Source organism: Niallia sp. FSL W8-1348 (genome assembly GCF_038006745.1).
Classification (GTDB): domain Bacteria; phylum Bacillota; class Bacilli; order Bacillales; family Cytobacillaceae; genus Niallia; species Niallia alba.
The window spans coordinates 84,025-109,623 of the sequence record NZ_JBBOVV010000004.1 but is presented as its reverse complement, the minus strand read 5'-3'; the positions used below and the strand labels follow the sequence as shown (position 1 = coordinate 109,623).

The window sequence follows — 25,599 nt, the reverse complement described above, 5'->3', positions numbered from 1 at the left end:
AAATTTATACTGTTTATAAAATGACATAGCGAGAAGAGGGAAACCAGTTTTTGAATGAATATCTGGTTGCCAAAAGTTCACAATTCTTCAGAAAAGCGCTCGATTGTTGGAAGGCGGGGCTAGGCTATGTATATATATTTAGGTTCTGTTATAGTTATGGTTGGATGGGTACCTGTATTCGTTCCTAACCCAAATAAACTTAGAAGGAGCCGTCGCTGGATGGTTTCTCGATCTAAAATCTCTCGATCGGCTGTAGTCTTAAAGTGCTTGGTAAACTTCGTATGAAAATCTGTTTCTTTTAATAAATCCAATAGATTGATATCAGACCAACGGTTTTTAATATCCTGTTTAATCCTCATCACATGTGGGGGTTCAATTTGCTTTTCAAGTGGAGTGACCCGAATCCACCCCTTGTTATTTCTTGTAGTAATCGCCACTTTTTCGTTACTTTGATCCTCTAACCCTTGATTCAGTAAATGGAGTTTATCTTTCATCAACTGTATAATATCTTCGATAAAAGGATCTACATCCAGTGGCGCTTTTAGTGCTTGAAAATATTCTTCCTTGTTCTCTTCAAAATCTTGGGGGAGATCTTCATCTGGGTTTCGATATCGATCAGCACCCTCAATCCAAATTTCTTTACACCGAAGTCGAGTGCGGAGCGATTGGATGACTGCAATTTCATAGTTAATTCGATTTACTCTTTCTATTCCTTTGCTGTCTGTCTCGACAATAACGTCTTTCCATTTCGGCTGAATTACACCTTCAATGGGAACTTCATCTCCAGCAGCAAAATAACGTTGCCCACTTTCTCCGTACTCTCGAATGAGTTGGATAGCCTTGATAATCGGCTGATGAAATTGATTATTTGAGCGAAAAGTAAGGTTGTTTAAAATTTTAGAAAGGGACTTCCGATAATGCCCTTGGTAAGAAGAGTGCATTTTTGTATAGACTTTTTCTTTGTACTCCCGGTTATTTTTTGTCATGTCCTTAATAATATCTCGAATCGTATCAGAGCTAACAATGGGGAATAGAGTATCTTGAATGACCCCTTCTGGGTGATCTACGGTTGCTTTTAATAAATTGATAATATGTTTATTTTTCCCTTGGACTTTTTCTAATTCTTCTACTGCTTCTTTTCGTTGCATCCAACCTACCAGGCTTTATGTGAATTAGGGAAAGCGATTAAAACGATCTTTTTATGTGATTATTTACATGATGAAGAGATTCGCAGAGAAATCCATCAAGGATTAAATACAGTGGAACAATGGAACTCTGTCAATACCTATATTTTTTATGGGAAAAACAGTGAAATGCGTTCCATGTCATCTTCTTGGTTTTAAACTGATGCCACGCTTTAAAAATATTGGTTCTCAAAAGTTATATCGTCCAGAAGCTGGCATGAATGAGGAATATCTTCACCTGCAACGGGTTCTAAGTAGACCGATTAATTGGGATCTTATTCGGCAACAGTATGAACAGATCATTAAGTATGCAACTGCACTAAGGTTAGGTACTGCTTCTGCTGAATCCATATTAAAGCGATTCACTAGGGATACAAAACATCCAACCTACCAGGCTTTATGTGAATTAGGGAAAGCGATTAAAACGATCTTTTTATGTGATTATTTACATGATGAAGAGATTGAAGAGAAATTGGAATCAAAAAGAACTCGATGAACATTTTAGTTTATTGCCAAATGAAAATCATTTAGTGCTGAGTAAGAAAACAAGTGCAAACCGTATAGGGTTTGCTGTCCTTCTTAAATATTTTCAACAGGAAGCACAGTTTCCTAACAAGAAGCAAGATGTGCCTAAAGATGTCGTTCAACATCTAGCTGATCAAGTAGATGCATCGGTTGAAGACTTTTACGACAGCTATGGTTGGGGTGGAAAAGAAAGAAGTTATACAGAACATCGAAAGGCAATACGCAATCTTTTCGGATTTCGCGAGATTACTGCAAATGACAATCATCTTTTCGCAAAGTGGTTAGAAGAACAGGTCCAGTTTACACATGATACCGACTATTTGAAAAACCAATCCTACAGTCTCTTTCTATGGGAAATTTCAAATGATAGTGGGATGGGGATGATGGGTGGAATGGCTCATCCTTTTCACGCTCATGGCGTACAATTTCAAATTCTAGATCGTGATGGAAATCCACCGCCTAAAAACGAAACAGGATGGAAAGACACCATTCTCGTTTATCCGGGAGAAAAAGTTAGAGCCATCATTTAATATTGATTAAACTTTTGAGGATGTTTTTCAGAGTACTTGAAGCAGAAGCAGGAATATTCAACAACCATATGACAGCATTTAAATTTATGATTTATAAAATCATTTCATATTTTTGCTTTTTAAGGAGATGATAATACCGTATTAAATGTAAGGAGGAATTTTGATATGCAAATGACCTATGAAGAGTGTATCAAGGCATGTCTTGAATGTATGGAGGCATGTAATGGTTGTTATGATGCCTGTTTAAAAGAAGATGATGTAAAAATGATGGCGGAATGTATTCGTTATAACAGAGAGTGTGCTGTTATTTGTGCATTAGCAGCACAAGCAATGCAATCTGACAGTCCTTTAGCAAAACAAATTTGCCAATTCTGTGCTGAAATATGTGATGCTTGCGGAAAAATTTGTGAACAACATGGACATGCCGAGCATTGTAGAAAATGTGCAGAATCCTGCCGTAAATGTGCAGAAGTTTGTAGAAAAATGGCTTCTTAAATTAAATGTGGCAACCTTTTATTTGGTCGCCACATTTAATAGTATCAAGTTGGGTTTATCAAGTTAAATACTTGGAGAATTCAACCAATAATCAATGAATCTCCATCAATCCTTACTCTATTGTACTTTGTATATTATAAATTCTTTACAATTTGTTCATATTCTCCTTTGTCAATTTCTCCCCGGACATAACGGAGCTTTAAAACCTCTAAAGGATTATTGTAGCCTTTGTTATTTTGTTTTTCTTTTTTAAAGACAATTAGGAAGTCAAGAACAAGGTTTTTGGCTATTTTTATTAATTTGAATAGATCACCTGTCTTCACAAGATAATAAAAGATTATAATGGATAAGGTTGCGTTTAACACTCATTTCACCTCTTACTTTTTAATCGTTTGTAGAATGGATTGAAATTCATCATGTGAAATCTCACCACGGGCATAGCGTAACTTTGCAACCTCTTCTGCCTCAATGACTGTAGTATTATTCATTTTAATTGATGAAACTCTAGTTTGTTGTTTTTGATTTCTGAGTAGTAAAAATAGAACCACCCCGATCAGAATAAACATTAAAATAGTCATAAAAGACCCATTAAACATCATGTCAAACGAGTTAAACCCTGATGGCATTCCATTATAACCGTAAAATCCTCCATTACTACCTCCAAAGGATCCCATATGTCCCCCATTCATCATTTTAGTTTCTCCTTTCCTGTGTGTATTTAGTTGATTTATCTTATAACAATTCTTTTAGTTTATTGTATTCTTCCGTTGAGATTTGACCGGATGCATATCTATAATCAATAACCTCTTTTAGTTCGTTTGAGCTGTTCGTTTCTTTCGGTTGAATTTGATTAAATAATTTCTGTAGTTCTCCCGTTTTATACAGATAAAAACCAACAGCCAAAAGTAGGAATAAAAACATATCTTAGTTTCCTCCAATATTCATATTTTTGGGGAAGCAGGTCATTATCGACCTGCTTGAAATGAAAATTATAAATTTCCCATTTCTCTAAAGTTGCTGCTTTGAGAAGAACCACCCGTTCCGTGCATTCCCTTGTACATTTCTTCGAGTTGTTGATTATTTAAATTAGGATGCATTTCACTCATATATGGTTTCATTTGACCAAAGTTCATATTTCCTTCTTCCATGAACTTTTGCATCTCGTCAACATTCATATTTCCTTCTTCCATGTATTTTTGCATACTTCCAACATCGCCTGATTCCATCAATTCAACCATTTGATCATAATTACCACTTTGTTCTTGAATCACTGTATTTTGATTTGGAGTATCTTTATCTGAAAATAAGGCTAAACCTGTTCCTCCAGTAAAAGCTAATGATGCTGCTAGAATTCCATTAATAATATTCATATCTATTCAATCTCCTTTTAATAGTTATATTTTTTAAAATAGTTATTCTTATAAAATATTTTTCTTGATTTGCTCAAATTCTTCAAAAGAAATTTCACCTTGAGCAAGTCTAGACTTAGCAATTTCTAGTGCGTTTGAACTTGTTACTTGCTGGTTTCCATCTTGTGTACCTATTTTTTGATTGTTTATTCCCAAATAGAAAAGGTAACCAATTAGCAAAACGACTAAAATCATCATAATCGATCCACCTCCCATTCCGAACATTCCAAAACCATGACCTAATCCCATCATTGTTTTATCTCTCCTTTCCTATTTTTATCTTACAGCTCAAGAATGTAGAATTTATGAGGAATTTATGTGAAAGTTATGGAGAAAGTTTTCTCATAATTAATAGGTTGTTAACCGGAACACTGAACATCTATCGCCTCCTAATTTTTTCTTGTAAAGTTTCATGTTGCTTTCTTTACTTGCTCTTATCATAATCAACACTTGTAAAGAACTTATGAGTAAGGTATGAAGAACTTATGTGGATGAAAGTTAACTTTTTTTCCTAATCAAAAAAGGATTAAGTCAAGTGACTTAATCCCTTACTGCTTTGGAATCTTTACCTCTACAGTTGTTCCCACATTTAATTGACTATCGATCTTTATTTCGCCATGATGGGCTTCTACAAGTGCCTTTACGATAGATAACCCAATCCCAATGCCCCCTGTTTTCCGATCACGTGATTTATCACCCCGATAAAATCTTTCAAATAAGAACGGGAGATCATCCTCACTAATTCCAACTCCTTCATCTTTAATAATAAAACTAATTTGATCATTTTTTTCCTCTATATAAATCGATACTTGTTTTCCTTTCGATGTATATTGAAGGGCATTATTGACTATATTAGTTAAAATTTGAATGATTTTATCACGATCACCTAAGAACCAATGCTGCTTATCGGGGTGTTGAATCCTTAATTCAACACCTTTTTTCATAAACAATGGACTGAATTGGTCGTTTATAAAAGATAATAGTCTTCCAGTTTCTAACTTTGTTTTATCCAATCTAATCTGAGGATTTTCTGCGGCCATTAATTTTTCTAACTCATTAACTAGGCGAACTAGCCGCATTAGTTCCTCATGACATTGATCTAATCTTTTCGAATTTGGTTCCCAAATACCATCTTGAAAAGCTTCAATATGACTTCTTAATGTTGCAAGTGGCGTTCTAAGTTCATGAGCAAAGTTAGATGTAAATTGTTTTCGAAGCGATTCCTGTTTTGCTAAAGATTCTGCAAGCTGATTAAAGGACTCCCCTAAAGGCTTCATTTCTTCTGTCAATTCATCAATAGGTACTCTAGTTCGCCATTGATGATTACGTAACTCAATAATCGCATTGATCAGTTTTTTAAACCCGGTTGTTAGTCGTTTAGAAAATAATAAACTAAATAAGAACGATAATATGACTGTAACCAATACCGCAAGGTAAATGTTTCTTTTAATAGACTTCAAAAAGTCAGAATCCTTACCTATTAATTCTTCAGGATAAAATACCGTCAATTTGCCGACTAATTTATTATTGATTTTTAATTGATAGGAAGTTGATTGATAATCATTAGGATCTAGTGAGGTATGATTACCTTCCATCATTCCCATCATGGAACGTACTGAGGTTGTATCAATCAGTAAGTTCCCATTAGTATCATAAAGTCTATAGAATAAATTTTCAGTCATTGCTTGTTCATGCATCTTAAAACTCAAATTTTGATTAATTAATTCTCCTGTCTCATTAAATTGTTGCAGTGCATCCTTTTTTATTGATTCGATACTTTCATCTCTATTTTTTTTGAGATAATCGGTAAATTGATTTTCAACCCCAAAAAAGATGGTAAAACTTGTAATGAAAATGCCACTCAAAGAAACAATCAAAAGATAGATTAAAATCCTTGACCTAAGTGTTAGATTCATCTTTTTCTCCCCCAAACTTATAGCCCATTCCGAACACAGTAATGATAAATTCAGGGTGACGAGAATCGGTTTCAATTTTTTTTCGCAAATTTTTTATATGTGTATCAATACTTCTTTCGTATCCTTCAAAATAGACACCATCTTCTTGAATTTTTTCTAATAAATCAGCCCTACTATAGACTCTTCCCGGATATCTTGCCATCGTAATTAATAGCTTAAATTCATTTGGGGTTAGCGCGAGTATGTCACCATTAAACTTTACTTCCTTTTTCACATGATCAATCATAAGTTTATGGTTATTAAAACTGATTTGATTTACATTCTCCATCTTTTGTGTTCTTCTTAATAAGGCTTTTACTCTTACAACCACTTCTCTTGGACTAAATGGTTTTGTCACATAGTCATCAGCACCAATGACAATTCCATTAATCAAATCAGCCTCAGCTGACTTTGCGGTAAGCATAATAATGGGGATATCACTTTCTTTTCTCACTAACCTACACACCTCTTCACCTGAAATATCAGGTAACATCAAATCTAACACAATAAGGTCAGGACTCTCATCCTTCACTTTTTTTAAAGCTTCGATTCCATTGGTAGCAAAAGAAATTCCCCAACTTTCCTTTTCAAAATAAGCTTCTAACACTTCAAGAAATACCTTTTCATCATCTACTACTAGAATTTTTGTCATAAAATAATCACCTCTTATTAGCATATTATCATCTTATTTACGAAAAAAAATAATCTCCATAATTTCCACACAACTTCATCTTGGAAACTACATATTGGGTATGTAAAAAGAAATTTAATTAACCAAAGAAAGAAAAGGAATTAGAGGAAGAAACGAATAAATTTTTATTCGTTTCTGGCTAGGGGTGCGGACATACCATGAAGGATAATAACTCTTTAATGGAGATATAGTACCATTTTTTATTATGAGAAATTAGGAATTGGCAAGAGCTGAAAAAGAAAGGAACCAAATTTGAGAGATTCATGACGATATGAAAAAGAATTTAGTACCATTTATACAAAAAGAATGACAGAAAACCATCTCCACAAATCACAGTGGAAAATCTAGAAACATAGTAAATTCTTATCAGCTTTCGATTCACATACTTAGAGTGTATAGAGATTTGCATTATTTAGAAACCTACCTAGAAAACCATCATTTAATTCTTTAATCGGGGTTATATTTTCTTTAGACACTTTTTTATTGTCATAATTTCTAAATGGTTTCAGTACGAGGTTAAAAAAGTTGTTAAAATTTGATGTAAAATACTTCATTGCAAAAAGTATAACAATAAAGTTGTTTTAATCTAAGGGTTATTCAAGAATTACTCCTGTTAATTGAATTTTTTCTTTCTGACTTTTACCAAGCTCCATAATAACACCCAAGTAATCCCAATAAAAAATATTTCTATTATATAAGATTCAAAGTCATTCATATTGGTATTTCAAACATTTCCAAACAGGTTCTTCCTCCATTAAATGGCCCTTTTCTGGAATAAGCATATAAAAGAAAACTTATTATCAAAAACGAATGTATTTGATAAACTTAAATTCCTAAACTTTTTGGTCACAATAACCTTATTCACTCGTTATCAAAACTATTATCAAAAACAAATTAACAATAACACCCTTTAATGATAAGATTATCACTAACAAAAGGGGGGACCATGATGCAATACACTTATGGATATGCAAGGGTTAGTACCAAGCAACAAGACTTGATTCGACAACTGGATTTGTTAAGCGAATACAACTGTACCGAAATATTAACAGAAAAAATGTCGGGTACAAAAACGAACAGACCGGAACTTATTCGATTAAAGGATAAAGTTAGACCCGGAGATTCAATCGTTGTAGAGAGTTTTTCAAGATTAGGTCGAAGTACAAAAGATTTGATAGAGTTAGTTGAGTACTTTGAAAATAAAGATGTTAAATTGATTAGCATAAAAGAGAATTTTGATACGAATACACCACAAGGTAAACTTATGCTTACTGTATTTCAAGCATTCAGCCAATTCGAAAGAGACCTAATTGCTCAACGAACAAAAGAGGGGTTAGAGAGTGCAAGATCCAGAGGAAGAAATGGTGGCCGTCCAAAAGTGAAAGAAAAACAGATAAATAAAGCTCTAAATTTATATCACTCTAAGGAATACAGTATTAGCGAGATTGTAGAAATGACCGGAATAAGTCAAGCAACATTGTATCGTTACATACGAACAACACGGCAAGGCAAAGATCTAGAAAACACTGCAAAAATAAGAATGGGGCTGCGAATAGAAAATAACAATAAATTTGTACGTGGCAAAGGGAAGGTTAGAGAAAGTATCGAACAGTTCCTAAAGGATAATTACAAAATGGAGATCATAGCTAACGAGTATATAATCTATGTCCCTTACACAACTATCGATGCGTTAGAAAAGACAGTGTATGATATTCTGGGTGAATTGGATAGTGAGGCTGATATGAAGAATTGTTTTATTGAAGCAGCCGTTTATTGCGATGAATTAGGACTCACATGGTAATTTCAATGGGTTTATTTTTGGTTTTCCTATTTCCATTTCTTTTCTATTACCTTATTAAACAATTAAATTACTTTTATTGGAAGAAATCCTGCGGACTAGAGCAGCTACCCTGTCACTAGGCCTTTTAGGAATGGGAATGAATATTGGTTTGAGTAAGATGGCTGAAGCAACACCCGGACTTACATATAAGCAACTAGCCAATGTATCTCAATGGCGCATGTATGAAGATGCCATGAATAAAGCACAAGCCATATTAGTAAATTTTCATCATAAATTACAATTGTCTTCCTATTGGGGCGACGGTACAACATCCTCATCGGATGGTATGAGAATGCAGCTAGGTGTTTCATCACTACATGCAGATGCAAATCCACATTATGGAACCGGAAAAGGAGCAACCATCTATCGTTTTACTAGTGATCAATTCTCTTCTTACTACACCAAGATTATTCATACTAATTCAAGGGATGCGATTCATGTTTTAGATGGTTTGTTGCACCATGAGACGGATCTAAACATAGAAGAGCATTATACAGACACAGCCGGTTATACAGACCAAATATTTGGACTGACTCATTTATTAGGATTTAATTTTGCTCCAAGAATAAGAGATTTATCAGATTCGAAATTATTTACAATAGATAAAGCAAGTGAATATCCAAAATTAGAAGCCATTTTACGTGGACAAATAAATACAAAGGTCATTAAAGAAAATTATGAGGATGTTTTGCGATTAGCTCATTCTATACGAGAAGGAACAGTTTCAGCATCCCTTATTATGGGGAAATTAGGTTCTTATTCAAGACAAAACAGCCTAGCTACAGCCTTACGTGAGATGGGACGAATAGAAAAAACTATCTTTATTCTTAATTATATTTCAGATGAATCTTTAAGAAGAAAAATACAAAGAGGATTGAATAAAGGAGAATCTATGAATGGACTGGCACGAGCTATTTTCTTCGGAAAGCAAGGAGAGCTTAGGGAACGAACCATACAGCATCAATTGCAAAGAGCCAGTGCCTTAAACATAATCATCAATGCCATCAGTATCTGGAATACTTTACATCTAACAAAAGCAGTTGAATATCAAAAACGGTCAGATAGTTTAAATGAAGAATTATTGCACCATATGTCACCTCTAGGTTGGGAACATATTAATTTATTAGGAGAATACCATTTTAATTCCGATAAAAAAGTTTCGTTAGATTCTTTAAGACCATTGAAACTTTCTTAACGTTGTTAAAAATAGAGAATTCGTCAGGAAAATAGGCTTATCGTTGTAAATCCGCATTTTCCTGACGCTACCCCAAAGAGTGGGAATCTTTCTAACACAGTCCAGTTAAACGGATCTTTTATTCTAAAAGAACTCTAAACCTATCATTAAATGATAGAGTGGACTAAAGAGATCTGATTCAACAAGTTCTTTCATATGGTCAAAATGAATTTGTAATTCTTCCATTTCGCTGAGAAGAATTTCGTTATTTGAACTTCCTTCTAAGATGACCTTAATATAAAGAACATCTGAAGATAATTCATCAAGAATTTGCTTATCATACAACTTTTTTAAAAGTTGATCTTCCTTTCTTCTGTTTACCTCATTTAAGAAATTTTCTAATTGGTTAATTACTTCTTTTTTCTTCATTTTATTATCTCCTTTCACTTTGAACTTTCTAAGTAAATAGATTACTTCGTTCGTGACTTTATTATAGTTAACTGTCCTTTATATATAACCGGAAAATGTTCGAGTAATTTCAGCCCTATAATTAGATACTTGCAATCTTAACTTCTATTAGGACAAACGGTTAATATTAAACATCTAAAGAGTTATAGGGAAAAAGTGAAGAGAGTGTACCAAAAATTAAACTTTTTTTGAATAAATTGTGAACTAGTAGGATTATATACTTATGAAATAGAAAGATTAATATGAAAGGAGGGATATAATTGAACGACTATGATTTGTTACTCCATCTAAAAAACCAATATGATGCAACCAATACTTCCACCGACCTCAAAAACCTCATCGATACCTTCTTAGAATATTTTCCAATCGAATAACATATAATAGTTCATCTATTTGTTTTGAATTAACATTAATATGCAGCTTTACTAAAAAAAGAGGAAGACAAAGATGTAGGATTGTTACTTGAAGAAAGAAAAAGATTATTAATTAAAGAACCTTGTTCAACAATAGAAAACACAAGGAATAAAAAGGAATTTCAATTTCTTATTAATAAGTTTTTATCTAAGAAATTATCTTTGGTTGTTATGATAGTTCTACACTTAATAAATAATGTACTTTATTTATTAAGTGTAGAAAATAAAATACATTTTCTAAATATTAAAAATCTCTCGGTTGAATAATGTACCTATCAAGCCGAGAGATTTTTGAATGCCATTTTAATTGTTACATTTAACTAATTTTGATATCTGAAAGTGAATCAACTATGTCTTCATGAAGAATATTGACCTTGAAGTATTCTCTTAATTTACATAAGAATACGTTTAAATTATATTTATATCTTATTTGTATTTTGGTAATACCCGATTCAGGTAAATATTCATGTCCTTTATAACTTCCACCTACTATAAAGAGAGTGATTGTATCACCTTTATAGTCTTGTCCGTTAAAACTAGGTAAGATGGTTAGCGTTTTATTTCCTATATAAGCGGCTGCAACATCTATTGCTGCTTCCGTTGGAGTTACTTTCACTTTAGTATTATTAAAAATGCTATATACTGGCATATTAAGGTCCACCTTTTAAATTTTTTAGATTATAACTTCTTTATACTTATACTAAATTCCATCAATATGTTATTTTTCATAATCTTTCGGAATGCAATCTTGCTAAAGCGCCTATTTTTTTATTGTTTTCTTCATAATTATCAGGAACGGTCATTTTAATAGATAAATACTAATTATTTTTTCATATTTAATCGGAAAAAATATTTTGTTTTCTATTAGAAATAATATATTAGCTACAGAACTACAAAGAATATAAAGGTGGCTATGCAGGAGGAAGAGCAACTTTTGGGGCAAAAATAATTCAAAAAAGCTACACAAATGATAAAATAATCAAAATGTGTAACTTTAAATTTGGGTGTAAATTTTAGGATTTTAATTAACTCTCTATATAATACTAATCAACCCAATTTATTGATTTCAAGTCTTGCTCTAGCCATTTATAAATAATGTCAGTTATTGGTGTATCCTCGAATATATCTAATACTTGACCAGTACGAGTCACACTTAACCACATACAATCATCTCGACGATATTCTTTAATTTTTTTACCAATTTCATAGATAATATTATCATCAAGATGAAAATCATCTGAATCTTCTTTTGTAAATTGGATATCTAAAATAAAATCTTTATAATCTGATGGCAAAGGTTCTAAGTGCCAATTTAATCCCGGACCCGCAGAGAATCCATCTGTTTCTTTAGGTGCTTGTAAATCTCCTTTTAGAGTAAAAGGATAAAGTACAAACTTCCTTAACCTATTTTTTAATAATGGGAAGAATGTTTCAACAATCTCTTTATATCCAATAATCACTTCTTTATAAATTTTTACAGTTCTTATATATAGCTGTTCATCGGAGTAGGCACTCCATACCCAATTGTCTTTAGGATTTTCAATATCCTCCCCAGGTATCGGACATTCTACAACATTAATACCTTTAATCTCTAAATTTGCAATGTAATCCTTATACAATGACATTGGAACTCGTTTTTTATTTACATTTATATCTGAAATATTCTGATATTCTTTTTCAATTCTAGATTTTATTTCATTTATACTGATACTTTTGGTGTATAAAGAGCCTTTCCTGACTATTTTTAAGGAAGTGCTCCACATTAATTCTTTATAAATTATCTCTGTACAGATGGGCAATGCCTTATTTTTAATTATTTTTGTTAATTTACCCCTTAATTCCTCGAATGTCCATCTCCAATACCAACTTGATCTATCACCTGGTCTAGCTCCTTTATAACTTAGCCAGTCATATTCAATCTTATTTCCATCTAGGATATTGATTTCAGGCAGTTTTTTTCTTCCCCTATACCAAGATATATATAACCATTCGTCATCTTTCATTATTCCAATAGGTAGGATAGTTCGATTCATATCCACTGGTGCAATAATATCAGCTAAGATGCCTAAAGATTTTATCCAAGAACTCATGGTCATTCTAATTTTTTCTCCACATTCTTGTGTTGATAAAGAGGTTATATCATTATGAATTCCCCATTTTTTTATACTTTCCTCTATTAGTACTGAAGCAAAACCTGGTACCTTTTCTACAATTTCGCGAAGAATATTGTCAATAGTATCCTCCTTAAATATGGTAATTAGAATAATAAGAGGATATTTCCAGTAATCTAAAGTACCCTTTTCAATTATGTGATTAATATTTATCATATTTTCGGATAACGACTTAGCAGCAAACCATTGATTCAATATCGGAAGAACAAATGATATGTAACCATTTTCTTCAATAATCAAACCACTGTTTAAGAGACTCCTAACTTCGACAATGTCACCTATTTCAGTCTTTTTAACAGGAACATTTCCACTGCTAGTACTTATCATAGCTAAATTCATTAGTAACTGATTTGTATTTGATTCATTTATTTCTACATTTTTAAAGGCGTTTTCTATTAAGTATGCTAGTAGTTAGCCACTGGTATTTGGGATTATATTATTTGTTTTTCTTAAATATAATCCAAGTAAAATCGCGAAAAGAGGACGTTGAATTACTACTTCTATGTCTTTAGGTAGATTGTAAAAATGATAAAGTTTTTGCTGATTATTGATAAAATTTACTATCTCTAATGCTTCATCTTCATTCAAACCTTTCATTCTTATCTTTTCAGAGATATTAGCAAAAATACTTAATGGTCTGCTTGTAAGGATTATGCAGAGATTATCCCATCTTTCAATAGCAATACGCATATTTTCTAATATATTTGATGCGATTGATACTGATACTTCATCCATTCCATCTACTATAATCCAGTATCTTTTTGATTTATCAAGAACTATTTTTTCTAGATACTTTTGAACGTCAATGTCTAATTGTGCTGCATTTATACTTATCGGAATAGGAAAATCAAATTCATTCTCTGCTCTTAATAACAAATCTAAATAAATCTTATCAATAGCAAAAGATTTACCTAGTCCAAACCGGTGTTTGTCAAGATAGTTGTCGCATTTAACTTGTTTACTAGTGTAAGAACGTAAGGGTAACTACCGCGCTTTGCTTGGTGGCCTTCTCATCAAAGAACAGAATTCATTCTGTTCTTTGATGAGAAGGGAATGGGTAGTTCAAGCTCAGTCGCAGTGGGGCTATTTTGTTCCATCCTTTTCTATCTTGTCCTTTATTGGGTTTAAAGCCACTGAATCATGTGCACTCCAGTCTCTAGTTGAGCGCGTCCAACGTTCTGGATGCTTTTGTTTCGCTAGTTCATAAACTTCTTTGCGCTTTTTCAGTATCCCAATATGCGCACCTGTGTGGCATTGTTCTGGCGTCACAAAATTTATACCACTGTGTAAATGTATACAGTTATACCAATTCACAAATCTTAATGCCCATTCACGTGCAGCCTCAAGTGTTTCAAAGCCTCTGTACGGGAATTCAGGTCGATATTTCAGAGTCCGAAACATTGCTTCAGAATAGGGATTGTCATTACTTACTCTTGGTCTTGAATAAGAGCTTTGGATCCCTAATTTTTCAAGTAATACCTGAAATGTTGCGGCTTTCATGGGACTGCCATTATCGGAATGTAAAACGAGTGGTTTACCTTGGATTTTTTCACTAATAATCGTCTTCTTCATTAAATCTTCAGCGTGTTTTGCCTCCTCTGACTCCCAAATCTCCCAACCTACGATTTTTCTACTAAAAATATCGATAATTAAGTAGAGTCGATAAAACAAGCCTTTCACCGGCCCTTTTAACCACGTTATATCCCATGTCCATACCTGGTTTGGGGCTACTGCTAAATGACTTTCTGGTAATCTACCCTCGGGCTTTTTGCTTCTTCCCCGATGATTTTGCATTTTATGCTCACGAAGAACTCTATAAAAGCTAGATTCGGAGGCGATATAAATGCATTGATCTGCTAATTTTGGCACGATTTGAGTAGGCGGTAGGTCTACAAATTCCTCTTTTTTAACAACCTCCAGTATCTCTTGTTTTTCCTCTATCGTTAATTTATTTTTTGGCTCTGGACGTAACGCAATAGGGCGTTGATCCTCCTTGATTCCACCTTCTGAAATCCAGCGTTCATAGGTGCGAACGCTAATGTTCAATTCTTTACACGCCGGGGCTAATCGCGCACCATTTTGGTTTGCTTCTTGGATGAGTTCTACTGCTAGTGCGCGATCTGACGGGCTGATCATTCGTCCTCTTGGTCCCCCCAGATCGCTTGGGCCTTTTTTCTTAATAGTAATAAGGCTGCAGCTTCTGCCAATGCTTTTTCTTTTTTACGCAAATCTTTCTCTAATGCCTTTCCTCGCTTTTTCTCCTCTTTTAATTCTTGATTTAACTGCTTTGTTTGACTAGATTCTCGCCCATTTGCATTAAGGCATGAATCTCGCCATGCGTCAATCTGTTCTTTATAAAGTCCCTTTTTTCGACAATACTCCGCTAGCTCCGCACCATTCATTGAGTATGTTTCCATAACTATGAGAAACTTATCTTCACTGCTCCAGTGTTCAGAACTTTGTCCATCTCCGGGTGTGGGGTTTCCAGATGATCTAGCCTCTTTTCTCCACTTGTAAAGCGTGGGTTCAGTAATGCCCAACTCTTCACTTAATTGGCCAACCGATTCATTAGTGGGGGGCATCATTCTCTTAATAATTGATGCTTTCTCTTCCTTTGTATAACGTTTACCATTATTACTTTTCATGTCGATCAACCTCCGTGTATGATTTAAACTATACACTAAAGTTCCCTACGACATCTATCCTAACAGAGGGGGAAACTCACCTTCTATTACTACTAATCGTTTTTCGTCAGTTGGCTTTAAATATTCAAAATTATAGTGTTTATTCTCTAAAAAATATAAAGCTTGTTCTTTATCCAAACCATTTGCCTTAAGTCGTGAAATAGATTTTGCTAAAGTTAGCTTTCTTTGCTCATCTATTATTTTTTTTTTTAATACAATATCTCTTTCAAAAATCTCATTTACTGCTTCACTAACATGTCTGTAACTTATAGAACTATGATTTTCTACTTTTAAGATCCCACTATGATCTCCTGGAAGAGGAATTCCTCCTGTCCATTTCGATCTGACAATATGTGGAATGGCGCTGTTTTCTGGCACAATAGTATCCTCTGTTCCAAAGAAAAATTTAAAATCTAAATTAATTGTTTCTAAATGCTTTTGCCATAATCTTATCGTTTCATCTAAAAAACTGCTATTAGGCTCTAAAGATGGAATTTGAGCATGCTTGTTTATACTCTTTATTAATTGATTATATAAAGCAAATGAAGAACCATTATATGGTGTAGCTAAACTAATCATACCTTTTACATTATGAGTTTGATTATGTTCAAGTTCCTCGAGAATATATCTTATAGCTACTAATCCACCCATACTATGACCGATTAATAATACATTTTTATATTGCTTAATTTTTTTCGAGTCAATTTCTCTTTTTAATTCCCTAGCCAAAGTTTCAATAGTAGTAAAAGGACCTTTTCCAACAGAAAAACTTTTAAATTTACCTAGTTTAAGTTTTTTAATTCCCATTAGAGCCAATAATCCGTTTGCTAAATGGAATGTATCATAAGTTATTTCCGCTACATCTACATTTTTAAATGTATCATCAGTTAAAAATAGATCTATCCATGAAATACCATCCTGTTTCCATGTATTATCAGATGCACCAAGTCCATGTATCAGTACGATTAAATTATCATTTTTTATATCATTTTTTTTATGTAACAATAAATTTAACGCCAATTCAAATCCCTCATTTATCCATATATAACAAAATGTTAACACTCATAGTCAATTATACCAAGATATGCTTCATCATTCATTACAATAAGCGAAATACATTGAAACTTCGCTATCTTTCAAAATTACTAACTTTCACCATCTCTTTATCTTTTGAAACAAGATTGTAAGTTTGATTAGAGTTCATTATATCAATTTCTATCTGGAACGAAAAAATCATAATAATCACCTTGTATAATTATTCTGCTCCCATAGCGACATAAGGAAGAGAAGTTCCAATAATTCAAGGGAAGCACTCATTTGTTTAAGTACATTTTTTTACAAGCTCTTCTTCTTAACTTAGTATTGGATATATAACACTTTTGCAAAAAAAGACCCCAAGTACTCTACACCCGAGGTCTAAATGTTAATTATTATTTGTTCTTCATATAATTTTGGTAATTCTTATTTCCACCAGAAAGATTATATATATCATTAAACCCTAAGTTACGCAAAACATTTTGTGCAGCATTCCCAGTGACTCCACCATTACAGTAAGTTACGGTTGGTAAGTTACGATCAAGCTCTCTACTTTTCACACGTAATTCACCTAGTGGTATATTTATTGCACTCTCCACTTTTGATACATTATGTTGTTTTGGTGCTCTGGTATCAATTACTTGAAGAGCTTCTCCTTTTTCTATTCTCTCCGTTAGTTCCTTTGGTGTAATTAGCTTATTTTTCTTTTCAATAGCATTTTGCAGAGCCATTCCAGTGTACATTACTGGATCTTTTGTTGTACTGAATGGAGGTGCATAGGCAAGATCTAGATGGAATAAATCTTCTGCTTTTGCTTTAAACGTCATTGCTGTTACAAATACATCAATCCGTTTATCTACACCTTCTTCTCCAACTATTTGTACACCTAATATTCTGCCAGTTTCTCTATCAGCAATTGCTTTAATAACTAATTCTTTTCCTCCGAGGTACTCTGCTCTAGCCGGTTTAATATTATGAAGTATTTCGATATCATAGCCTTCTTCTAATGCTTCTACTTCATTCATACCTGTTTGACCAACAGCCAAATCAAATACTCTTAAGATACCAGTACCTAAAATACCTCGGTGTTCTAAAGAACCTCCCGTTATTACATCTCCAGCTATTCTTCCCATTTTATTAGCTGTACTTCCTAATGGACGATAGATAGGTTTTCCTGTAATAACGGAGTAGCTTTCAGCAACATCACCAACAGCATAAACATCAGGAAGGTTAGTCTGCATTTTGGAGTTAACTGCAATAGCTCCAGTACTACCAATTTCAACACCGATTTCCTTAGCCAATTGTGTATTTGGACGAACACCCGTAGCTAATATAACAATATCCGTTTCAATAGCTTTTCCTGATTTAGTTTGTACTTCCTTCTTGCTTATCGCAGTTACCTCATCATTTAAGATGAGATTGACTCCTTTTTTAACTAAGTGTTCTTCCACTCGTGAAGCGATATCTTTATCCATATGTGCCATTACATGATTACTACGTTGTACGATTGTTACCTCTAAACCTCTATGAGTAAGCTGTTCTGCCATTTCTAATCCAATATAGCCAGCTCCTATGATGGTTGCTTTCTTTGGTTGGTTTGCTTTCATATATTGATCAATAGCTGCTGTATTTTGTATCGTACGAACTTGGAAAACATGCTCTCCATCTACTCCATCAATATCAGGTTTAATTGGAGAAGCCCCTGTTGCAAAAACCAATACATCATAAGAGTCTTCTTTTATTTCATTTGTATCTAAGTTCTTCACTTGAACTTTCTTCTGCTCGGCATCAATTGTAGTTACTTCATGACGAGTAAAAATATCTACGTTATATCGCTTTTTAAACCAAGCAGCACTTCTTGGAGTTAATGTTTCCAGATTTTCTACTTCTCCACCTAGAAAATAAGGAATACCGCATATGGAATAAGAAATGTCATAGTCTGCATTATATAGAGTGATTTCCGCATTTTCATCGTTCCTACGTGCCTTTGCTGCTACAGATGTTCCTGCTGCTACAGATCCTATAATTAGTACTTTCATATTTATATCCTCCAAAATTAGTATCAATATTACTCTGTATAATTAACAATTCCCGTTCATTTATGAAAGAATGGAAAGCCACAGATATAAGCCGATTAGAGTTATCAAAAGGGTTGGAATAGTTAAGACAATACCTGTTTTAAAATAAGTTCCCCATGATATTTTTACACCTTTTTGAGATAAAACATGGAGCCATAACAACGTTGCTAATGAACCAATTGGTGTAATCTTAGGACCTAAATCAGATCCAATAACATTGGCATAAATTAACCCTTCTTTTATTACTCCTGTAGCATTTGTATCTGCAATTGCTAATGCATCAATAAGTACAGTTGGCATATTATTCATTATGGACGATATGATTGCTGCAATGAATCCCATTCCCATGGTTGCAACAAACAATCCTTGGTCTGCAGCTGCTTGAATAACACTAGATAGCAGGTCTGTTAAACCTACATTACGCAATCCATAAATTACGACATACATTCCAATAGAGAAGAATACAATTGCCCACGGAGCACCCTTTACTACTTTCTTAATAGATACAGCAGCGCTTCTTCTTGCAAATACAAGGAAAATAATCGCAATTACACCTGCTATGATTGAGACTGGAATAGACAGGAATTCACTCACGAAATAGCCAATAAGTAAAACAGCTAAAATCATCCAAGATAAACGAAACATCTTTAAATCTTTTATTGCTTCTTGTGGTACTTTTAATTGATTTAAATCATAAACCTTTGGAATTCTTTTACGGAAATATAAGTACAACACCAGGATACTTGCTATTAAAGAAAAAATATTTGGCACAATCATTCTGGATGCATATTCTACAAATCCGATATCAAAGAAATCAGCAGAAACAATGTTGACCAAATTACTAACAACTAAAGGTAATGATGTAGTGTCTGCTATAAAACCACTTGCAATGATAAACGGAAAAACCATTTTCTCGTCTAACTTTAAAGCTCTAACCATCGCTAAAACGATTGGTGTTAAAATTAGTGCTGCCCCATCGTTTGCAAAAAACGCTGCAACAATAGCACCTAAAATAGCAACGTAAACAAACATCTTGAGTCCATTACCACCAGCAACTCTTGCCATATGTAAAGCTGCCCATTCAAAAAATCCTATTTCATCTAAGATTAAAGAAATAATAATGATTGCGACAAATGCAAGTGTTGCATTCCAAACAATTCCAGTTACGTCAATGACATCATTGAAATCAACTACACCAACAAGAAGAGCTAATATTGCCCCGCCACATGCTGACCAACCAATCGAAAGATTTTTCGGTTGCCAGATAACTAATGTCAGTGTTACTAAAAAGATAATTATTGCTAATATAGTTTGTAACAAAGCTGTTAACCTCCATTAATTACATATAATTCTTAAACCCTTTTCCTCTAGCCATAGTAATTTTTCTCTCTGACTTGGAACATGTTTTAATAACTCTTTAACTAATACGTAGTATTCACTTGTTGTGTTTAAAGAATAAACCACCCACTGACCTTTTCTTTGTTCTTTAACAATTCCAAGATCTCGCATCTTCCGTAAATGCTGGCTAATAGAAGGTTGTGACATATTAAAAAGTTCAACAAATTCACAGACACAACACTCCTGTTCATCCAACATGCTTACCATAGATAATCTTGTTTTATCTCCTAAAAGCTTTAATACATTTGCAGTATCCTTTATATCCATTACAGTTGCCAGATTTATTTACCTCCCTTAGTATCTTCAAAAAAAAATGGTACTCATGTAACCAATCAAAGATATTAATGAAGAACTCATTTGCGTATATAATTATATGCTTATATGTTAATTATAAAAAAAGTTAATGTCAACCACATTAACCCTTATTATTTTATTTATTCACAAGAAATACGCATTCCGTTTTCCTCAAGCCAAATAAATTTTTCATTTTGATTTGGAATGTAATTTAAAATGTTTTTAATCATAGGGAAATATTGATTTCCTTGCTCTAGAGAATAGATAACCCATTTGCCTTTTCTTTGCTCTTTAACCAGACCAGCATCTTTTAATTTTCTCAAATGTTGACTTATAGCTGGCTGTGACATTTGAAACACATCCACAAATTCACATACACAGCAGTCATTTATCATTAGCATTCCCATTATGGATAACCTTGTCTTATCACCTAGTAGTTTCAAAATATTCGCAATAGTATCTATTTGTTCAATAGTCATGTATAATCATCCGTTCCATTTGAATTACCTTTATACTAAATGGAGTAGTCATAGTATGCAAGAAAATAAGAGTTAGTTAAACTCTTATTTTCTCTTTTCAATAGTATATTTAATTAATGAGCTATTTCCTTCTCTAATTCGCAATAAGCTCGAATGAAATTACTATAGGATATAGATCCAAGTGTATTTTCTTTATTGCTAAATAATCTTGCAAAAGCCTTCTCTCTTGCTAATTCAATGGAAACTTCCAAACTATTCATGATTAATTTCAAGTAAGCTTTAAAATAATCTTTACTTAGATTGCCACCTTTATTTATAACCATATATAACCCTCACTCTTAATTATTAGGAGCAACACGAATTCGTCTCACAACTATTATTAGGTGTAATATTAGAGAAACTCACGCTACAAACCCCTGTCTCAGGTAAATCTAGCTCTACTTTTTCAGAAGATTCTATATCTCCTGCCATAAATGCTGCTATTGAACGTACCTGTTCATATCCTGTAGCCATTAAGAAGGTTGGAGCTCGACCATAGCTTTTAGATCCAACAATATATAGATTCTTCTCAGGCTGCCTCAATTCTTTTTCACCATGTGGACGAACTGTTCCACAGCTATGCAAATTAGGATCAATTAAAGGAGAAATTGCCTCTACACTTTCAGTAGCAAAATCAACTTTTGTACGTAATTCATTTAAAAAAGAGTAACTAGGTCGATTTCCTGTATTGACAATAACTTCATCAATCGATTCAATTTCCAGCTTTACACCGTTCACTTCTCCTATAATATTTAGCGTTGAGGTATTATTCCTTTTTATCAACTGATCTACTCTAAAGGAAGTGTGTACTTGAACGATCCCTTTATCCACCAATCCATGAATCCTGCTGCCTAATAATCCTCTTGCTTCTAAGGCATCCTTTTCCTCTCCACCATATGCATCCTCTACCCGTTCTTTGCGGATAATCCATATAATTTCTGTTTTAGGGTTCTTTTCCTTTAAAATCCCTAATTCTAATAAAGCATTAATGGCAGAGTGACCGCTTCCTATAACTGCTACTTTCTTATTTTTGTAGCGGTTTATACTTTCTCCCAAGATATCAGGTAACCCATAAAAAATGTTGTCCTTCAGGGATTTTTCTGATTCTAACCAAACTCCATTGGAGTTAGCTGGATTAGGATTTCCCCATGTACCAGTAGCATCAATGACAGCTCTTGACTCAAGAACTTGAATAGTCCCTTTATACTCTGTATAAATAACAAATGGGACATTCTCTCTGTTAGCTGTCTTCATTTTATCGGTATTTTTTTTGGCTATAGAAATGACTTTTGTATTTAAAGCTATTACTTCTTGTAATTCTGGAATCTTTGATAAAGGGATTAAATAATTTTCCACGAGTTCTTTACCAGTAGGTATTTCCTCAAGATTCGGTTGTTCCCATCCATCTCTCTCTAATAAAGTAGATGCTGCTTTATCGATGTTGTATTTCCATTGTGAGAATAGTTTTATATGCTTCCAAGTAAGGATGTTTGCTCCCACTTCTGTTCCAGCTTCTAGAACAATCACTTTTTGCTTATATTGAATCAAATGAGCTGCAGCAGCTAAACCTACAGGACCTGCCCCAATAATAGCAATAGGTAGTTCTTTACTGATAGTTGTATTTTCTTGAGTTTCATCCGATGGCTGACAGCAAGATGATAAGATAAAATCAGACATATTAATTACTCTCCTTTGTATTTAACAAATAGTAATCTTGATCAAAAAGCAACTTTTCCATTATCATTACATCTACAAATTTGCCTCTTAATCTTCCTTGATTTTTAAATAATCCAACCTCCCTATAGTTTAGTTTTCGGTATAAACCTTGGCCTAAAGTATTTATAGGAAATGTAGAGAGCACTAGTTTGTAGAAATCCTGTGATTTTGCTTCTTCTTCTAAGACATGTAATAGTTGCTGTCCTAGTCCTTGGCCCCTAAATCCCCTATGTATATATATGGATATTTCTCCTACGCAATCATAAGCAGCCCTACTATTGTATGGGTTAATCGAAGCCCACCCCATAATTTCTCCTTGTTCATTGGTTGCTACGAAAGCACAATATCTTCCATTATGAAGATTAAAACAATTGTAAATATAGTTTTCGTCTTTAGATTCTTCTTCAAAGCTGGCTATTCCATCTTCAATTCCTTGATTATAAATCTCTAATATAGCCGATAAATCCCTTTTCTCTACTTTCCTAATCATTTTTCCATCCCCTTAATTGACTTTTTCATTAATTGACTTTATCAACTATATTGTTTAATGAAGGCCACCTTATTTGGTGGCACAACTACCTAACCCATTATTTTTGTTCATTGCAACCAATAGCAAACTTAGACTTTCTAAAACCTGTTGATGCTTATCTTCCTGTATGTGCTCGAAAATATTACCGAGATACTCCATCATTTGATTGGAAATTTCATCTGCTTTCGATTCCCCTTCATCTGTAAGTGACAAAAGGACATATCTTCTATCATTAGGGTCTGGAACTCTTGAGATGAAGTGAAGCTCAACCAATTTATTAACCTGACGACTTAAAAGTCCTGTATCCATGATTAACTTTTCTGCCAATGTCTGTAGAGATATATTCGGACTCTTACTTAACTCATAGACAATGTGACTTTGCGATACTGTAATTCCACAACAGTCAGAACCATCTTTCTGAAGAAGTCCAAAGTCCCTTACCAACTGTTGTAACAACTCACGTATTTGAATTTTATCCTGGGTTTTCATATATTATCGCCTCTACACTAAATGATAACGTCATTAATTGATATTGTCAAATGTTAAACTTCCTAATTCTTATGAGACATAAGAAACAGTTTCAAAAAGGTTCCTTTTTAGGTCTACAAATGATAGACTATGCTTAATAATGGTATGAAAGATGAAGATAAAATATTTATATCAAAAGTAATTCTTCGAAATTTAGAAAAATCATTAATAAAATCTAGATATATATCGATATTAATTTCTCTTATCGAATTTTAATTTAGAAGGAGTTAGAATATGAATAGTTTACAATATAGCAGCAAAACAAAAATATTTGCTTTAGGTGGTCTAGGAGAAATCGGAAAAAACATGTATGTAATCGAGTACAATGATGAAATTATAATTGTAGATGCTGGATTTAAATTTCCTGAATCCGAATTATTAGGTATAGACTATGTTATACCTGATTATACGTACTTGGAGAAAAACAAAGACAAAATTAAAGGTTTATTTATTACACATGGACACGAAGATCATATAGGTGGAGTTCCTTTTTTATTTAAGCGTATAAAAGTACCTATTTATGCAGGGGCTCTAGCAACAGCATTAATTCAGAGTAAGTTAGAGGAACATAAAACAGGTTATGTAGAAATGATACATATTTCAGATGATATTGATGTTCAATTTGACAATATAAAAGTAAGATTTTTCCGAACAACACATAGCATTCCAGATTCTTTCGGCGTAGTAATCACCACACCTGATGGAAATATTGTGCATACAGGTGATTTTAAATTTGATTTTACACCAATGGGGATAGAAGCCAACCTTCACAAAATAGCAGAAATTGGTCGAGAAGGAGTTTTATGTTTATTATCTGATAGTACAAATAGTGAAGTACCCGGTTTTTCAATGTCTGAAAAAAAAGTTGGAGAATCGATTAAAGAGATATTCGAAGCAACACAATCTCGTATTTTATTTGCGACATTTGCATCAAACATTCATAGAATACAACAAGTAGTTGAAGCTTCTATTCGTTATAAGCGGAAAATCGCTATCGTTGGAAGAAGTATGGAAAAAACAATTCAGATAGGAAAAAACCTAGGTTATATACAGGCTCCTGAAGATATATTTGTTGAAATCAGTCAAATTAATTATCTTCCAACTCATGAAGTAACTATTATATGTACAGGAAGTCAAGGAGAACCTATGGCTGCATTGTCGAGAATAGCAAATGGTAATCATCGACAAATTCATATTGTCAAAGGTGACACAGTTGTTTTTTCTTCCTCTCCTATTCCTGGGAATATTATAAGTGTTAATCGGACAATTAATCAATTATTCCGAGTAGGTGCAAATGTTATACACCATAAAATTAGTGATATTCATACATCTGGTCATGGTACCCAAGAAGAACAAAAATTAATGATATCACTAATAAAGCCCAAATACTTCATGCCCATTCATGGAGAATACCGAATGTTAAAAAAACACGTAGAATTAGCTGTTGATTGGGGTGTTTCACTAGAAAATTGCTTTGTTATGGATAATGGTCAAGTACTAGAAATCTCTGAAGATGAAGCACGAATTAACAGTAAAACAATACCTTCCCAAGGTGTCTATGTTGATGGAAGCGGTATAGGTGATATAGGAAATATTGTATTACGTGATCGCAAAATTTTATCCGAAGAAGGAATTATCATCATAAGTCTAAGTATGGATAGTAAAAAAAAGCAGTTAGTATCTCCACCTGCAATAGTTACAAGAGGATTCGTTTATATGCGTGGGTCTGAAGAACTTATGAGAACAATAGAAAAAGTGGTAAATGAATGTGTATCCACACTACTCAAACAAGATATATTAAATTGGGGGAAAATTAAACAAGAGATTGTGGAAGTTCTTAGTCCATTCTTATATGCTGAAACTGGACGTCGACCAATGTTACTACCCATTATTATAGAAGTGTAAGAATACAATATTTTCTTTTATAAAAATTGTCACAGAAACTAACAAAGGGTTTCTTTTTT

Annotated in this window: 25 protein-coding genes and 4 pseudogenes; 7 read left to right on the top strand and 22 right to left on the bottom strand. The window is 33.3% G+C overall.

The features are described 5' to 3' along the window. Positions 1-119: 119 nt before the first annotated feature. A pseudogene (locus NST60_RS25390) lies at positions 120-1,142 on the bottom strand (Tn3 family transposase); the annotation flags it as partial. 3 nt (positions 1,143-1,145) lie between these two features. Between NST60_RS25390 and NST60_RS26900 the strand changes: the two are divergent. The 4 genes and pseudogenes from NST60_RS26900 to NST60_RS25370 all read left to right on the top strand — a co-directional run. Then, positions 1,146-1,322: pseudogene (locus tag NST60_RS26900) on the top strand (Tn3 family transposase); the annotation flags it as partial. A 1-nt stretch (position 1,323) separates the two neighbouring features. Beyond that, a pseudogene (locus NST60_RS25385) lies at positions 1,324-1,662 on the top strand (Tn3 family transposase); the annotation flags it as partial. Further along, a complete protein-coding gene (locus tag NST60_RS26895; RefSeq protein ID WP_445304426.1) occupies positions 1,646-2,239 on the top strand; it encodes a DUF4158 domain-containing protein in 594 nt (197 codons plus the stop codon). The pseudogene NST60_RS25385 and the gene NST60_RS26895, both read left to right, overlap by 17 nt. Before the next feature lie 165 nt (positions 2,240-2,404). After that, the gene (locus NST60_RS25370) at positions 2,405-2,734 is read left to right on the top strand and encodes a four-helix bundle copper-binding protein (protein ID WP_016204462.1); all 330 of its coding nucleotides are present in this window, start codon (positions 2,405-2,407) and stop codon (positions 2,732-2,734) included. A 134-nt stretch (positions 2,735-2,868) separates the two neighbouring features. Here the strand turns inward: NST60_RS25370 and NST60_RS25365 are convergent, their stop codons facing one another. The 7 genes from NST60_RS25365 to NST60_RS25335 form a co-directional block, all read right to left on the bottom strand. Next, positions 2,869-3,099, bottom strand: coding sequence for a hypothetical protein (locus tag NST60_RS25365; protein ID WP_016204463.1), 231 nt, complete (start codon positions 3,097-3,099; stop codon positions 2,869-2,871). 12 nt (positions 3,100-3,111) lie between these two features. Continuing rightward, positions 3,112-3,426 carry an SHOCT domain-containing protein gene (locus tag NST60_RS25360; protein ID WP_016204464.1) on the bottom strand — a complete coding sequence of 105 codons (315 nt, stop codon included), beginning with the start codon at positions 3,424-3,426 and terminating at the stop codon, positions 3,112-3,114. 40 nt (positions 3,427-3,466) lie between these two features. Beyond that, a complete protein-coding gene (locus tag NST60_RS25355) occupies positions 3,467-3,655 on the bottom strand; it encodes a hypothetical protein (RefSeq protein ID WP_016204465.1) in 189 nt (62 codons plus the stop codon). Between the two features lie 68 nt (positions 3,656-3,723). After that, positions 3,724-4,104, bottom strand: coding sequence for a hypothetical protein (locus NST60_RS25350; protein WP_016204466.1), 381 nt, complete (start codon positions 4,102-4,104; stop codon positions 3,724-3,726). Positions 4,105-4,152: 48 nt separating this feature from the next. After that, the gene (locus tag NST60_RS25345) at positions 4,153-4,395 is read right to left on the bottom strand and encodes an SHOCT domain-containing protein (RefSeq protein ID WP_016204467.1); all 243 of its coding nucleotides are present in this window, start codon (positions 4,393-4,395) and stop codon (positions 4,153-4,155) included. Positions 4,396-4,691: 296 nt separating this feature from the next. Next, on the bottom strand, positions 4,692-6,059 hold the full coding sequence (locus tag NST60_RS25340; protein ID WP_047944567.1) for a sensor histidine kinase: 1,368 nt from the start codon (positions 6,057-6,059) through the stop codon (positions 4,692-4,694). Continuing rightward, the gene (locus NST60_RS25335; protein WP_016204470.1) at positions 6,043-6,750 is read right to left on the bottom strand and encodes a response regulator transcription factor; all 708 of its coding nucleotides are present in this window, start codon (positions 6,748-6,750) and stop codon (positions 6,043-6,045) included. The genes NST60_RS25340 and NST60_RS25335 overlap by 17 nt, the downstream gene beginning before the upstream one ends. Positions 6,751-7,735: 985 nt before the next feature. On the opposite strand from NST60_RS25335, the gene NST60_RS25330 reads away from it, so the two are divergent. After that, positions 7,736-8,590, top strand: a complete 855-nt coding sequence (locus NST60_RS25330) for a recombinase family protein (RefSeq protein ID WP_082138441.1) — start codon at positions 7,736-7,738, stop codon at positions 8,588-8,590. 61 nt (positions 8,591-8,651) lie between these two features. After that, a complete protein-coding gene (locus NST60_RS25325) occupies positions 8,652-9,824 on the top strand; it encodes a transposase (protein ID WP_413466082.1) in 1,173 nt (390 codons plus the stop codon). Between the two features lie 123 nt (positions 9,825-9,947). On the opposite strand, the gene NST60_RS25320 is transcribed toward NST60_RS25325, so the two are convergent. The 14 genes and pseudogenes from NST60_RS25320 to NST60_RS25255 all read right to left on the bottom strand — a co-directional run bounded on the left by NST60_RS25320 (position 9,948) and on the right by NST60_RS25255 (position 23,596). After that, the gene (locus NST60_RS25320; RefSeq protein ID WP_016204921.1) at positions 9,948-10,232 is read right to left on the bottom strand and encodes a hypothetical protein; all 285 of its coding nucleotides are present in this window, start codon (positions 10,230-10,232) and stop codon (positions 9,948-9,950) included. Between the two features lie 768 nt (positions 10,233-11,000). Next, positions 11,001-11,333: a hypothetical protein gene (locus tag NST60_RS25315; protein WP_016204923.1), complete on the bottom strand. Its 333-nt coding sequence runs from the start codon at positions 11,331-11,333 to the stop codon at positions 11,001-11,003. A gap of 394 nt (positions 11,334-11,727) precedes the next feature. Next, positions 11,728-13,194 carry a hypothetical protein gene (locus tag NST60_RS25310; protein ID WP_109769258.1) on the bottom strand — a complete coding sequence of 489 codons (1,467 nt, stop codon included), beginning with the start codon at positions 13,192-13,194 and terminating at the stop codon, positions 11,728-11,730. Positions 13,195-13,266: 72 nt separating this feature from the next. Then, positions 13,267-13,731, bottom strand: coding sequence for a hypothetical protein (locus NST60_RS25305; RefSeq protein WP_341100796.1), 465 nt, complete (start codon positions 13,729-13,731; stop codon positions 13,267-13,269). Between the two features lie 207 nt (positions 13,732-13,938). Then, positions 13,939-15,500, bottom strand: a pseudogene (locus tag NST60_RS25300) (IS3 family transposase). 54 nt (positions 15,501-15,554) lie between these two features. Next, positions 15,555-16,559 carry an alpha/beta fold hydrolase gene (locus NST60_RS25295; protein ID WP_341100794.1) on the bottom strand — a complete coding sequence of 335 codons (1,005 nt, stop codon included), beginning with the start codon at positions 16,557-16,559 and terminating at the stop codon, positions 15,555-15,557. 410 nt (positions 16,560-16,969) lie between these two features. After that, positions 16,970-18,613, bottom strand: a complete 1,644-nt coding sequence (locus tag NST60_RS25290; RefSeq protein ID WP_016204927.1) for an FAD-dependent oxidoreductase — start codon at positions 18,611-18,613, stop codon at positions 16,970-16,972. Positions 18,614-18,673: 60 nt separating this feature from the next. Then, on the bottom strand, positions 18,674-19,972 hold the full coding sequence (locus NST60_RS25285; RefSeq protein ID WP_016204928.1) for an arsenic transporter: 1,299 nt from the start codon (positions 19,970-19,972) through the stop codon (positions 18,674-18,676). A gap of 15 nt (positions 19,973-19,987) precedes the next feature. Beyond that, positions 19,988-20,317, bottom strand: coding sequence for an ArsR/SmtB family transcription factor (locus tag NST60_RS25280; RefSeq protein ID WP_016204929.1), 330 nt, complete (start codon positions 20,315-20,317; stop codon positions 19,988-19,990). Positions 20,318-20,484: 167 nt separating this feature from the next. After that, positions 20,485-20,823 (bottom strand): ArsR/SmtB family transcription factor, encoded by a 339-nt coding sequence (locus tag NST60_RS25275; RefSeq protein ID WP_016204930.1) that lies wholly within the window; start codon positions 20,821-20,823, stop codon positions 20,485-20,487. Between the two features lie 113 nt (positions 20,824-20,936). Further along, on the bottom strand, positions 20,937-21,146 hold the full coding sequence (locus tag NST60_RS25270; protein ID WP_016204931.1) for a hypothetical protein: 210 nt from the start codon (positions 21,144-21,146) through the stop codon (positions 20,937-20,939). A 22-nt stretch (positions 21,147-21,168) separates the two neighbouring features. Next, positions 21,169-22,539, bottom strand: coding sequence for an NAD(P)-binding domain-containing protein (locus tag NST60_RS25265; RefSeq protein WP_109769256.1), 1,371 nt, complete (start codon positions 22,537-22,539; stop codon positions 21,169-21,171). A 1-nt stretch (position 22,540) separates the two neighbouring features. Beyond that, positions 22,541-23,068: an arsinothricin resistance N-acetyltransferase ArsN1 family A gene (locus NST60_RS25260; RefSeq protein ID WP_016204933.1), complete on the bottom strand. Its 528-nt coding sequence runs from the start codon at positions 23,066-23,068 to the stop codon at positions 22,541-22,543. Positions 23,069-23,137: 69 nt separating this feature from the next. Further along, positions 23,138-23,596, bottom strand: coding sequence for a MarR family winged helix-turn-helix transcriptional regulator (locus NST60_RS25255; protein ID WP_016204934.1), 459 nt, complete (start codon positions 23,594-23,596; stop codon positions 23,138-23,140). A 273-nt stretch (positions 23,597-23,869) separates the two neighbouring features. Here NST60_RS25255 and rnjA point away from each other — a divergent pair, with 273 nt between their 5' ends. After that, on the top strand, positions 23,870-25,540 hold the full coding sequence (gene rnjA, locus NST60_RS25250; RefSeq protein ID WP_047945031.1) for a ribonuclease J1: 1,671 nt from the start codon (positions 23,870-23,872) through the stop codon (positions 25,538-25,540). Positions 25,541-25,599 lie beyond the last annotated feature (59 nt).